Origin of the sequence: Pseudomonas serbica, from assembly GCF_028823535.1 — a bacterium.
In the GTDB taxonomy this organism is placed as follows: Bacteria; Pseudomonadota; Gammaproteobacteria; order Pseudomonadales; family Pseudomonadaceae; genus Aquipseudomonas; species Aquipseudomonas serbica.
The window spans coordinates 18,510-31,327 of record NZ_JAQIYM010000029.1 but is presented as its reverse complement, the minus strand read 5'-3'; the positions used below and the strand labels follow the sequence as shown (position 1 = coordinate 31,327).

At 62.7% G+C, this 12,818-nt stretch carries 11 protein-coding genes; 4 read left to right on the top strand and 7 right to left on the bottom strand.

Features of this window, described 5'->3' with window-relative positions; genetic code table 11:
• Window positions 1-529 precede the first annotated feature (529 nt).
• The 7 genes from NQL71_RS29390 to NQL71_RS29360 all read right to left on the bottom strand — a co-directional run bounded on the left by NQL71_RS29390 (window position 530) and on the right by NQL71_RS29360 (window position 6,925).
• On the bottom strand, window positions 530-1,540 hold the full coding sequence (locus NQL71_RS29390; RefSeq protein WP_008066683.1) for a YeiH family protein: 1,011 nt from the start codon (window positions 1,538-1,540) through the stop codon (window positions 530-532).
• Window positions 1,537-1,863: a Rieske (2Fe-2S) protein gene (locus NQL71_RS29385; protein ID WP_046817492.1), complete on the bottom strand. Its 327-nt coding sequence runs from the start codon at window positions 1,861-1,863 to the stop codon at window positions 1,537-1,539. Before NQL71_RS29385 ends, NQL71_RS29390 begins: the two co-directional genes overlap by 4 nt.
• Window positions 1,860-2,522, bottom strand: a complete 663-nt coding sequence (locus NQL71_RS29380; RefSeq protein WP_046817493.1) for a DsbA family oxidoreductase — start codon at window positions 2,520-2,522, stop codon at window positions 1,860-1,862. Before NQL71_RS29380 ends, NQL71_RS29385 begins: the two co-directional genes overlap by 4 nt.
• Window positions 2,519-3,844 (bottom strand): MFS transporter, encoded by a 1,326-nt coding sequence (locus tag NQL71_RS29375; RefSeq protein WP_046817494.1) that lies wholly within the window; start codon window positions 3,842-3,844, stop codon window positions 2,519-2,521. Before NQL71_RS29375 ends, NQL71_RS29380 begins: the two co-directional genes overlap by 4 nt.
• An 88-nt stretch (window positions 3,845-3,932) precedes the next feature.
• Window positions 3,933-4,985 (bottom strand): beta-keto acid cleavage family enzyme, encoded by a 1,053-nt coding sequence (locus NQL71_RS29370; RefSeq protein WP_046817495.1) that lies wholly within the window; start codon window positions 4,983-4,985, stop codon window positions 3,933-3,935.
• 97 nt (window positions 4,986-5,082) lie between these two features.
• Complete coding sequence (locus NQL71_RS29365; protein WP_077186091.1) at window positions 5,083-5,931, bottom strand: TauD/TfdA dioxygenase family protein; 849 nt, start codon at window positions 5,929-5,931, stop codon at window positions 5,083-5,085.
• A gap of 13 nt (window positions 5,932-5,944) precedes the next feature.
• Window positions 5,945-6,925 carry a quinone oxidoreductase family protein gene (locus NQL71_RS29360; RefSeq protein ID WP_046817497.1) on the bottom strand — a complete coding sequence of 327 codons (981 nt, stop codon included), beginning with the start codon at window positions 6,923-6,925 and terminating at the stop codon, window positions 5,945-5,947.
• Between the two features lie 236 nt (window positions 6,926-7,161).
• Here NQL71_RS29360 and pdxR point away from each other — a divergent pair, with 236 nt between their 5' ends.
• From pdxR to NQL71_RS29340, 4 genes are all read left to right on the top strand, one after another.
• Complete coding sequence (gene pdxR / locus NQL71_RS29355) at window positions 7,162-8,670, top strand: MocR-like pyridoxine biosynthesis transcription factor PdxR (protein ID WP_274643761.1); 1,509 nt, start codon at window positions 7,162-7,164, stop codon at window positions 8,668-8,670.
• 110 nt (window positions 8,671-8,780) lie between these two features.
• On the top strand, window positions 8,781-9,851 hold the full coding sequence (locus NQL71_RS29350; protein ID WP_274643760.1) for a sugar phosphate isomerase/epimerase family protein: 1,071 nt from the start codon (window positions 8,781-8,783) through the stop codon (window positions 9,849-9,851).
• 38 nt (window positions 9,852-9,889) lie between these two features.
• Window positions 9,890-11,155 carry an MFS transporter gene (locus NQL71_RS29345; RefSeq protein WP_046817500.1) on the top strand — a complete coding sequence of 422 codons (1,266 nt, stop codon included), beginning with the start codon at window positions 9,890-9,892 and terminating at the stop codon, window positions 11,153-11,155.
• 168 nt (window positions 11,156-11,323) lie between these two features.
• Window positions 11,324-12,391, top strand: coding sequence for an alpha/beta fold hydrolase (locus NQL71_RS29340; protein WP_166621090.1), 1,068 nt, complete (start codon window positions 11,324-11,326; stop codon window positions 12,389-12,391).
• Window positions 12,392-12,818: the final 427 nt, after the last annotated feature.

The following is a 12,818-nucleotide window of genomic DNA, read 5'->3' as shown; positions in this document are numbered from 1 at the left end:
ACCGCCTTCGCTGGCAAGCCAGCTCCTACAGGTATGAGGTGCAACCATAAGTGGTCGTTACCGCAGGAATGGATATGTACGCGGTCAACAAATAATAGGTCGGCTGTAAGGCCGCCTTCGCTGGCAAGCCAGCTCCTACAGGTATGAGGCGCAACCCTAGGTGGCCGTTACCGCAGCAATGGATATGTACGCGGTCAACAAATAATAGGTCGGCTGTAAGGCCGCCTTCGCTGGCAAGCCAGCTCCTACAGGTATGTGGCGCAACCCTAGGTGGCCGTTACCGCAGCAATGGATATGTACGCGATCAACAAATAATAGGTCGGCTGTGAGGCCGTCATCGCTGGCAAGCCGGGCTCCTACAGGGCCGTGCGCGGTGCGAATGCACCCTGGATGACCCGCCAAAAAAAACGGCGACTGCTGGTACAGTCGCCGTGTAAAGACCGGTGTGGGTAACACCGGTCGAGCGCTTCACTGTAACGAGGAGCCAGCCCAGTGAAGCCCTGCGATAAAACCTGTTGGAGCCGCGCTCTCAGAGCCCCCAGTGCAGCAACAACAACACCAGCACGACAAGGAATACCGTCTCCCCCACCATCAGCAGGATCGGCTTGATGCCCACCGCCGCCAGCTCCTTGAGCTGGGTCTTCATGCCCAGGGCACTGATCGATACCACCAGGCACCAGCGCGACAGTTCGTTGACCGAGCCCTGCACCACGGGGGCAATCCAGCCAGTGCTGTTGATGCACGCCAGGATCAGGAAACCGACGGCGAACCATGGCAGCAACGGTGGTCGCTTGCCGGTCGGATCGGCGCCTTGCATACGGGTGATCATCGCCGCGGTGACGATCACCGGCAGCAGCATGGCGACCCGCATCAGCTTGACCACCGTGGCCGTGTCACCGGTCTCGGTGGACATGCTGTAGCCGGCACCGACCACCTGGGCCACGTCGTGGATGGTCGCGCCGAGGAACACCCCCGCCACCTGCGGCGACAATTGCAGCCAATTGGCGATCATCGGGTAGACGATCATCGCCATGGTCGACAGCGCCGAGACACCGATCACCGTAAACAGGGTCGCGCGTTCTTTCTGCGGGTGGTTAGGCAGTGCTGCCGCCAAAGCCAGCGCGGCCGATGCACCACAGATGGCAGTGGCGCCACCGGTGAGCATGCCGAACAACCGTTGGAAGCCCAGCGCCTTGGCCGCGATCACCGACACACCGATGGTCACCACCACCAGGATCACCACTAGGGCCACGGGCTTCCAGCCCAGCGCCGCCATCTGTTCGAGGGTGATGCGCATGCCCAGCAGCGCCACGCCGATGCGCAATACAGTGCGCGCGGTGAACTCGATGCCGGCCTTGCAGGCGCCGTCACCGGCGAGGAAATTCAGGGCCATGCCCAGCAGCAGGGCAAAGAGCATGACGGGTGCACCGTAGTGCTCGGACAAGAACGACGCGGCGGCCGCCACGATCAGACTGACGATAAACCCCGGGGCCAGTTCGCGCGTGCGACTATGGATACGGGTAAGGGCGATGGCGCTCATGGCGCGGCCTCCTCGGGAACGATGACGATGAACGCCTGGCCGTCGATGATCTCGACCGGGTAGTTATTGACTTTCACCTGCCTGGAATTGAGCAGGTAGCCGCTGTGCAGATCGAAGCGCAATCCATGGGCGCAACACTGAATCACCCGCCCCTCAAGACGCCCGCCACACAGCGAGGCGCCCTGGTGCGGGCAACTGTCGTCAATGGCGAACAGCTGTCCGTCGACGTTGAACAACGCCAGGCTCTTGTCTTCAAACTCGAACAGCGCCCGGCCGCCGGCCTGCGGGTGTTTGCCGGCAGGTACGGGAATGCGCCGGGTCATGCCGGCTGCCGCTCGCGTTCACTTTCCTTGATTGCTTCGTGCATGGCCCCGAGCAGCGCCTGGGCAGGTTGTGCACCGACCACCGTCATGCGGCCGTTGAACTGAAAGCTCGGCACGCCACTGGTCGCAGCGGGAGATCCCTCGAAGGGCGTGGCGTCGCCCTTCAGGCAATCGCGCAGCGCATCCCCATCGATGCCACAGGAGCGGGCGATGGCGAGCAAGGTCTCGCCGCAGCCGAGGTTTTCGCGCTTGCGGAAATAAGCGGCGAACAGCCGCTCGAGCAGCATTTCACGCTGGGCAACATTGCCCAGTGCGCTGGCCCGCTCGAACAGTCGATGGGCGTCCGCGGTATTGGGCATCGTCTCGATCTGGCTCAGGTCGATGGCCAGTCCAACCGCTGCGGCAGCCTTCTGTACCTGGGCCTGGCGCATGGTCATGGCGTCGGCATTGCCCAGGCGCTTGCGGTAGAAATCGGCGAAGGGCTCGCCCTCTACCGGCAGCTGCGGCAGCAACTGCACGCCATGCCAAACGGTGCTGATCTGCACATCCGGATGGCGGCTGCGAAACTGTACCTGCGCATGCTCCAGCTGGCGTTTGCCGATCAGGCACCAGGGGCAGATAAAATCGAAAAACACATCAATTTGTAGACGACGACTCACAACTTCACCTCTAACCCGGCCTGGCTGACGGGGTCAGGCACGCTCTGACCCTGAAGGCGGGCAATATCTTTGTGGTAATGACACTTGGCGTAAAAGAACACGGCCGCTGCCGCGAGGCTGACCAGTGGCACCAATTGGAACGCGGCATGCAGGCCGATCAGGTCCGACACCCGGCCGGTGATGAACGGCCCTGGGGCCAAGCCCAGCATGTTGTTGGCCAATGTCAGCGTGGCGAAGGCGGTGCCGTGGACCGAGTAATGGGTCAGGTTGGCAACCATCGCACCCGCCGGGCCGGTGGTGCCGGTGGCAATCAGCATGCCCAGGCAGATCAGCGCCAGCTGCAGTGGCCCAGCCTGTAGCGCGAACGCCGCCGACAGCAGCAGGCAGCTGCCCAGGCAAAACCCGATGGCCAGGCTGACCTTGCGCTCAGGCGAATTACGGCACAGCCGATCGCTGAGCATGCCGCACAGGATCATCCCGGCGCCGCTGCACAGGACGATGATCGCGGCCATGCCGCCCGCCTTGTCCGTGGGCATGTCGTAATAGCGATTGAGGTAGCTGGGAATCCACACCATCACTGTGCCGCCGACGAACAGCTGCAAGCCGCTGCCGATGTAGGTCGCCACCACCGAACGGCTGGACCACAACGTACTCAGCGGACGCTTGACCGCGGCCACCTTGCTCGCCAGCTGGGCTGCGCGCTTGGGCGCAATCTTCGCTTCCTTGACGATGATCGGGTAAAGCACCGCCAGCAGCAGGCCGAACAACGCCATGCCGGCGAACGACCAGCGCCAGCCGAGCTTGGCGGCGATCGCACCGCCCAAGGCCATGCCCAACACCGAGCCGAACATCCCGCCCGCCATGAAGGCACTGGCCAGGGTGGCGCGCATGTGTTTCGGAAACACCGAAATCACCACCGCGATGCCGACGCTGCCGTAGGCCGCCTCGCCGACGCCCACCATGAACCGTGCGATGAACATCTGCTGATAGTCCTGCGCCAAGGCACAGCCCAAAGTGGCCACGCTCCACAGCATCGCCATCAGCGCCAGGCTCTTGACCCGACCGAAGCGGTCGGCCATCAGCGACAGCGGGAAGGTCAGCAGGCCGACCATCAAGGCGACAATGCCACTGAGCAGGCCAAGCTGGCCGTCGCTCAGTGCCCACTCGCTCTTGAGCAGCGGGAACACCGCGTTGAGCACCTGGCGCGACATGTAATCGGAAATCAACAGGCCGAACGTCAGGGCGAAGACAATCCAGGCATATTTACGCGCAACGTTGACGCAACCAGCGTCGTCATCGTCGGCGATTGGGTGAAAGGCCATGCAGCCTCCTCAAAGCTTTTATTTATTTTTGTTATCAAGCGTTTTGCAGTGCGCACGAGCGGTCACGGCCTCCCGTGCGCACCACGGGTCAGCCGCGTTGCGGCACACCTTTTTGCCCAGCCTTGCGGTTGGGGGACATGCCGTTGGCCAACAGGGTGTCTTCGATGCTGTCGTACTGCACACCGATGCGATAGATCTCACGGGCTTCTTTGCCGGTGGCGATTTCGCGACCCAGTTCGTGGGCGATGCGTACGGTTTGCTTGATCTGCGCAACCGAGCCGAAACGCTCGCCCTTGTGATCAATGATAGTGTCTTCGTTGCCAACGCGCGGGTGCAGGCCCATGGACATCGCCATGGTGTTGAACGGCAGTACGTTCTTGAGCAGCGATTCGGAGGTCAGGGTGCAACCGTCCGGCACACGGTGGATGAAGTTGAAGAAGTTGAACGGGTTCGGACCGTCGAAACCACCGCCGATGCCGATCCAGGTCAGGTTCAGTGGGCCCTTGTAGATGCCCTTGCGCACCAGGCGCTCAAGGGTTTCGTAGGCGTGGATGCCGGTCAGCTGGAAGTGCGGCTGGATGCCGTTGTCCATCAGGCGCTTGAGGTGCTCGGCAACCCAGGCCGGGCCTGCCGGTACGGTCATCTCGCTGTAGGCAGCCTGGACCAGCGGATTGGCCAGGGAGGTGCCTTCCAGGTATTCCGGGTACAGCAGCTCCATGATGTTCATCTGGGTGGTGTTGATGGCCACCGTGACCTGGTCCGGTTTCGGCGTCAGCTCGGCCAGCATGTGGCGGGTGTCGTCGGACAGCCACTTGGCCGCTTCACCGTCGCTTTCCGGGGCGAAGGAAATCGAGCCGCCGACCTGGATGATCATGTCTGGCACGGCCTCGCGCACACCGGCGATCAGCTCGTTGAACTTGGACAGACGCTTGGAACCCTTGCCATCCAGTTCACGCACGTGCAGGTGCAAAACAGTGGCACCGGCTTCATAACATTCGACCGCTTTCTGGACTTGCTCGTCCATGGTCAGCGGGATGTCTTCAGGGAAGTCTTCGGGCATCCATTCAGGGCCGTACGGGGCCACGGTGATGACCACTTTTTCCATGTTTTCGGGGTGCAGGGAATCGTCGAAGAATTGCATGGTTACTCCAGTTCGTATGCCAGTTCTTATGATTGTCCGTCCACCCGGGTCGTGGCCGGGTGGACGTGTTCACGAGTGCGTATGCAGAAGGGTTGGATCAGAAAGTCTTGTCGCCGATGATCCCGGCACGCTCCATCTTGCGATGGCACGGCGGGTAGTCCATGACGGCGTAATGCTGGGTACTGCGGTTGTCCCAGATGGCGATGCTGTTGGGCTTCCAGCGCCAGCGCACCTGATACTCAGGGATGTACGCCTGGCTGATCAGGTAGCGCAGCAACTCGCCGGCGCCAGGGTTGGCGTCCTGGCCGAAGCGCACCCGCTCAGGGGTGTGGTAGTTGCTGAAGTGGGTGGTGAAAGCGTTGACGAACAGCACTTTCTCGCCAGTTTCCGGATGGGTGCGCACCACCGGGTGCTCGGCGTCCGGGTACATCGCCTTGAGCGCCAGGCGTTTTTCAATCGGCATGGCGGCACCGAAGCTCGCTTCGATGCTGTGGCGGGCGCGCAGATCGGCGATCTTGAGCTTTACGTCTTGCGGCAGGTTCGCATAGGCCTGGACCATGTTGGTCCACATGGTGTCGCCGCCCACTGGCGGGCATTCCACGCAGCGCAGCACGCAGCCCATCGGCGGTGCTTCGCGCCAGGTGGCGTCGGTGTGCCAGGCGTTTTCGTAGCGGTCCACCGGCTGGTCAGGATTTTTGTAGATGCGCACCAGGCCTGGATGCTCCGGATCGCTGCCGGCCACCGGATGGTCCTCCAGTTCGCCGAAGCGGCGCGCGAAGGCCACGTGGTCGGCGCGGCTGATGTCCTGGTCGCGCAGGAACACCACTCGGTGCTTGAGCAACTGGGCACGAATCTCGGCAAACAGACCGTCGTCATGCACCGCGTCGGCGAGGTTCACGCCGATCAGTTCGGCACCGATGCTGCAGGTCAATTGTTCGACTTTCATGGCTGGCAGCTCCTTAAATGACGAAAATCGACGAGCCGGTAGTCTTGCGCGACTCAAGATCGCGATGCGCCTGCACCGCGTCCTGCAACGCGTAGTGCTGGTTGATCTCGATCTTGATCCGGCCGCTGCCGACGTGGTCGAACAACTCACCGGCCAGGGCGGCTTTTTCCGCCGGGTCGCTGATGTAGTTGGCCAGGGCCGGACGGGTCAGGTACAGCGAACCTTTCATCGCCAGCATCACCGGATCGAACGCCGGGATCGGGCCGGATGCAGTACCCACGCAGACCATCAGGCCACGGGGTTTCAACGAATCCAGCGAACCCATGAAGGTGTTCTTGCCAACGCTGTCGAACACCACGTTGACGCCCACGCCGTCGGTCAATTCGCGAACGCGAGCAGCGACGTCTTCATGGCTGTAATTGATAGTATGGTCGCAACCGTGAGCCCGGGCGATTTCAGCCTTTTGCTCGGTCGAAACCGTGCCGATCACGTTCAGGCCGAGCAACTTGGCCCACTGCGAAACAATCAGGCCAACGCCACCGGCGGCAGCGTGCAGCAGGATAGTGTCGCCTTCCTTGAAGTCGTAGATGCGGCGCATCAGGTACGAGGACGTCAGGCCGCGCATGGTCATGGCCGCCGCGGTTTCGAAGCTGATGGTTTCCGGCAGCTTGATCAGCGGCGCGGCAGCGATCAGGCGCTCGGTGCTGTAGGCGCCAAGGGTGTTGAGGAAGCCGGTATAGGTGACACGGTCCCCGACCTGGACGTTGGTCACGCCTTCGCCGATGGCCTGGACCACACCGGACGCCTCGACCCCCATGCCGTTGGGCATCGGGATCGGGTAGGTGCCGTTGCGAAAGTAGGTGTCGGCATAGTTCAGGCCGACCGCTACATGACGCAGACGAACCTGACCCGGACCGGGATCGCCGACTTCAACATCCTCATAACGAAGGACGTCGGGACCACCGGTTTCGTAGAAGCGTACGGCTTTGGCCATTTTTCTTGTTCTCCAGTCTGCAATATTGGCTGCTGCGTCGATTTGCGCTGATTGGACTGTAGGATGACGCCCAACCAGCCGCTTCTCATCAGACGACAATGGCTTTTCATTTCATGACAGGGCTCGCCGTGGCGTTCTCGGCGATGGATGACTTATCCAGTGCCGATCGCTACCCTTCACTCCACGGTGCCAGCCGGCGCTCAGGTCAATCCCTACTTCGAACAGACGAGCGCGTCATGAAATCCCCTGCAGGTTTGTTGCTGTCGGCCATCGAGCTGGACCGAGCCAGTGCCATCCCCTTGTACCGCCAGCTGTACTTGCAGATTCGCAAGCAGATCCTCGGTGGCCGGATCCAGGGCGGCGTGCGCCTGCCATCGACCCGCACCCTGAGCAAGGAGCTGGCGCTGTCGCGGATCACCATCCTCAATGCCTTCGATCAGTTGATCGCCGAAGGCTTCCTGGCCTCGCGCACCGGGGCCGGTACCTACGTCGGCACCGAGTGGGAACAGCGCACGCTGGTCGACGACGGGCAGGCGCGCCAACCCCCTCGCCTGTCCGACCTGAGCCAGTCGATGCTGTCGCTGCGCAGCGATCACTTTCGCGGGGTGTCCTATGCCGACTGGGACCCGTCGACCCCGACTTCCTTCCTGCCCAGCCACAGCACCTACGACGCCTTCCCGCAAACGATCTGGCGGCGCCTGATGAACCGCCACCTGCTCAAGCCGAGTAAAGCCATGCTCGGTTACGGCGAGCTGCAAGGCTTGCAGGCGTTGCGCGCGGCCATCGCCGAGTACGTCTTCGACGCCCGGGGCATCGACTGCGATGCCGGGCAGGTGGTCATCGTTTCCGGTGCGCAGCAAGCCTTCAATCTGCTGGGCATGCTGCTGCTCAACCCGCAGGACAGCGTGTGGATGGAGGACCCGGGGCACATCGCCGCGCGCATCGCCTTGCAGGCCCAAGGCGCGCAGATAGTGGCGCTGCGTATCGATGAACAAGGGATCGATGTGCAGCAGGGCCTGGCCCGCTGCCCCGATGCGCGCCTGGTGTTCACCACCCCCTCGCGCCAGCATCCCCTGGGCGTGACCCTCAGTTATGCGCGACGCCAGGCCCTGATCGATTGGGCGGCGCGCCAGCAGAGCTGGATCATCGAGGACGATTGCGACAGTGAACTGCGCTACAGCGGTCGCCTGCTTCCCGCGCTCTACGCCATGGACCAGATGGCCCGGGTGATCTACGTCGGGACCTTCAGCAAAGTACTGTTCCCCTCGCTGCGCCTGGGCTACGTGATCCTGCCCCAGGCCCTGGTCGAACCTTTCTGCACCCTGCGTGCAGTGATGGATCGCAGCCCGCCCACCGTGCTGCAGGCGACCACGGCGGACTTCATGGTCGAAGGCCACTTCCTGGGGCACATCCGCCGCCTGCGCACGCTGTACCAGGCTCGCCAGCAGGCCCTGGTCGAACAGCTGCAAGAACAGCTCGGCGGGTTCTTCAGGATCACCCCGGTGGACGCCGGCATGCACCTGATTGCCTGGCTACCCCCGGCGCTGGATGACGACGTGATTGCCAAGCAACTGGCACAACACAATATCCACACCTACGCCTTGAGCGATTACTGCATCGAGCATGTCCTGCCACCTGCCCTGCTGATCGGTTTTGCCGGCACCCCGGAACACCAGGCCCGGGAACGCGTCGCGGCGCTGGCCCGGGCGTTGCACGCGATGGGGTGCCTGAAGCCGGCCACTTGAGCACGGCAAGTGGTCTTATCAATTAACTGATAATGGATCTATCGAGAGTTCCTGACTGGCGCGATAAAGGCTGCGTCGCAAGACCCGTGTCTGAACCAGGAACGACTCGAATGAACAATAAGATCCAGGAACGATTCAACGCCTTGCTCGGCCATAACGTGCTCGAAGACGGCTCGCCGCCGGTACTGACTGACGCACTGGCCCGGCAATTGCTCGAACGCCTGGCGCAACTGCGCCTGTTTGCCCACGCGTACCCGCTGCTGACCAACCTCACCCACGGTCGCGTCACCCCCGCCGACCTGCTCGACTTCGCCTATCGCCACGAACTGCAGGGCTTGAGCCTGCACCTGCTCGACGGCGAGCAAAACAGCCTGAGCCAGATGACGCCCGCGCAACTGCAGGTGTTTGCCGACAAGGCCAGGGCCCTGGGCCTGGATGTGCACCTGGAAATCAGCAGCACGCTGAAAAAAGACGTCGACCAGGTCATCGCCATCGCGCTCGCCCTGGGCGTGCGCAACATCCGCGTCTACTCACGCTACGAGGGCACGCTGTCGCAGGTGATGGACATGATCGAAACCGACCTGCACTACCTCGCGCAGCAGGCCGACAAGCACGATCTGTACTTCGACTTCGAGCAGCATGAAGAGCTCAAGAGCGACGAGATCGCGCAACTGCTGACCCGCCTCAACCACCCTCGCCTGCACGCCCTGTTCGACTTCGGCAACATGATCAATGCCTGCGAACAACCCCTGCAGGCCCTGCGCAACCTGGCGCCGCACATCCGCCAGGCGCACCTCAAGGGCGTGCGCGTGGTCCCCGAGCAGAACGGCTTCGGCCACTACGGCGTCCTGCAGGGCAGCGCCGAAGACGACCTGCCCAGCGCCCGCCTGCTGTTCGAGCTGCTGATGCTGGGCGAAACGAGCCCGCAGGTGATCGCCTTCATCCTCGAGCAGGAAAACCACTACGTGGCCCCGGCGTTCCGCCAGACCCATGAGGCGGCCGACCCGTTCATCGCCTACCGGGAAATGAGTGACACACCGCTGCCGGACGGCTATTCGCTTGCGCGAATGCTCGCCGACGAACACCGCTGGGCGAACAACCAGGTCGCCTATGTCCGCGGTGTGCTGGCCGAGTTGCGCACCCTGGCCGAACTCACCCTCGCCAATACCTGCAACGCCTGAACCCGACGCTACAAACCGATTACGCCCGGAGAACAATAATGACAACGCAAAACAAGGCCAAATGGCTTCGATTCCTGATCCTCATCCTCGGTGGCGGCACCATCTACAAACTGGCCAACCTCAAGGACGCCTTTTATGTGCCCATGCAGGAATTCATGGGCCTGAGCCACACTGAAATCGGCATGCTGCTCAGCGCCAACGCGATCATCGCCACTGCGCTGTTCGTGCTCGGCGGCCTGCTCGCCGATCGCTACGACACCCGCAAGCTGATCCCTCTCGGCCTGATCGGCACCGGCGGCCTGGGACTGTACCTGGCGACCTTTCCACCCTTCAGCAACCTGCTGATCGTGTTCAGCCTGCTGGCGGTGTGCGCCGACTGCCTCTTCTGGCCGTCGTTGCTCAAGGCCATCCGCAACCTCGGTGACGACCAGGAGCAAGGTCGGCTGTTCGGCCTGCTCGAAGGTGGACGTGGTGTCGTCGATACGCTGGTGGCTTTCTGCGCACTGGGCGTATTCGTCGCCATGGGTTCGGGCGAAGCCGGCCTGAAGTCGGCGATCCTGTTCTATTCGGTGATCGACATCCTGGCCGGCACCCTGACCTGGTTCCTGCTCAAGAGCGGTGCCACCCAGTCCACCGCCAAGCCCGGCAACGGCCTGGCGAACCTGTTCGAAGCCATCAAGGTACCGGGCATCTGGCTGGTCAGCCTCAATGTGTTCATGGTCTACATCGTTTACTGCGGCCTGACCTATTTCATTCCCTACCTCAAGGAAATGTACGGCCTGCCCGTGGCCCTGGTGGGCGCCTACGGCATCATCAACCAGTACTTCCTGAAGATCCTCGGCGGCCCTGCCGGCGGTTTCATCGCCGACAAGCAATTCAAGAGCACCAGCCGCTACCTGAAGTGGGCGTTCCTGGCGTTGTTGCCGCTGATGGCTGTGATCCTGCTGATTCCGAAAAGCCCGAGTTACATCTATGCCGGCATGGCCGCCACCCTGTCCTTCGCGCTGATCGTGTTTTCCATGCGCGGCGTGTTCTGGGCGCCCATGGGTGAAGTCGGCATTCCCCAGCACATCACCGGCTCGGCGTTCGGCATCGGTTGCCTGATCGGCTATGCACCGGGCATGTTCGCCTACGTGATCTACGGCGCCATCCTCGACCACTTCCCCGGCCAGCAAGGCTATAACTATGTGTTCAGCCTGATGAGCGGGCTGGCGATCATTGGCTTCATGGTGTCCAGCCTGCTGTATCAATCGGTGCGCAGGAACGCCATCGTCACGGGCAAGGTGAGTGCAGCACAGGCTTGATTCTTTCGCTGTGTATCACTGTGTATCTGGCCAACCGCTGGATACAGGGGCTAACACCGGCCCCGGTCTTCGACACAGGCCAGATACGTCACCGCGTTCAAATGCAGGCAGGGTTTGCAGGGGATCGACCCGATCCCCTGGCCAGCGGCTAACAAGGGAGACATCAGCATGAAGAAGGCACAGCAGAACGAAAAAACCGGAAACCCTCGCAGCCGCCTGGTCGGCTCGTCGATCCTCGCGCTGAGTCTGCTTGGCGTGCTGGGTGCCGCCCACGGCCAGACGTCCACCACCGCGAAGCCTGCCGCAACCGCGGCCGGCGCCACGCAGACCGCGGCCTTGCCGTTCGGTGCGCTCAAGCACGTCAACGCCGGCCTGCTGGACGTGGCCTACGCCGAAACGGGCCCGGCCGATGGCCCGGTGGTGATTCTGCTGCACGGCTGGCCCTACGACATCCACAGCTACGACCAGGTCGCGCCCTTGTTGGCGGCCAAGGGTTATCGCGTGCTGATGCCTTATGCACGCGGCTACGGCGATACGCATTTCCTGTCCGACAAGACCCTGCGCAATGGCCAACCGGCCGCGCTGGCCAGCGACGTCATCGACTTCATGGACGCCCTGAACATCAAGCAGGCCGTGCTCGGCGGTTACGACTGGGGCGCGCGTTCAGCCAACATCGTTTCGGCGCTGTGGCCGGAGCGGGTCAAGGCGCTGGTGTCGGTCAGCGGCTACCTGATCGGTAACCAGGCCGCCGGCAAGAACCCGCTGCCACCCAAGGCCGAACTGCAGTGGTGGTACCAGTTCTACTTCGCCACCGATCGTGGTCGCGCCGGCTACGAGAAAAATACCCACGACTTCGCCAAGCTGATCTGGCAAACGGCCTCGCCGAAATGGGTCTTCGACGACGCCACCTTCGACCGCAGCGCCAAGGCGCTGGAAAACCCCGACCATGTCGACATCACCGTGTTCAACTACCGCTGGCGCCTGGGCCTGGTCCAAGGCGAAAGCCGCTACGAGGCACTGGAGCAGAAACTGGCCACGGCGCCGTCCATCAGCGTGCCAACCATCACCCTGGAAGGCGACGCCAACGGCGCTCCGCATCCGGCCCCCGAGGATTACGCCAAGCGCTTTACCGGTAAATACCAGTTCCGCCTGATCAGCGGCGGCATCGGCCACAATTTGCCACAGGAAGATCCGCAGGCGTTTGCCAAGGCGGTGATCGATGCGGATCATCTTTGACCCCCGGCGACAGGGCCTGACAGCCACTCCCTCTCCCGCGCCTGTACTCGACCTACTGTAGGAGCCGGCTTGCCGGCGAAGGCGACCTCACAGCCACCCCCTCTCTCGTGGCTGTCCCGATCTATTGTAGGAGCCGGCTTGCCGGCGAAGGCGACCTCACAGCCACCCCTCTCTCGTGGCTGTCCCGATCTATTGTGGAGCCGACCTGCCAGCTCCCACAGTTTTACCGGAGTACATCTGTGGGAGGTGGGTTGGCTGTCAGGCCGCCTTCGCCGGCAAGCCGGCTCCTACAGTTTGATTGGCGTGCATCTGTGGGAGATGGGCTGGCTGTGAGGCCGCCTTCGCTGCGATGCGGCGACCCGACAAGCCAGCTCCTACAGGGGATCGGGGATAGTCGCGGGAGTTTGGCCGGCTGTGCACTGGAGCG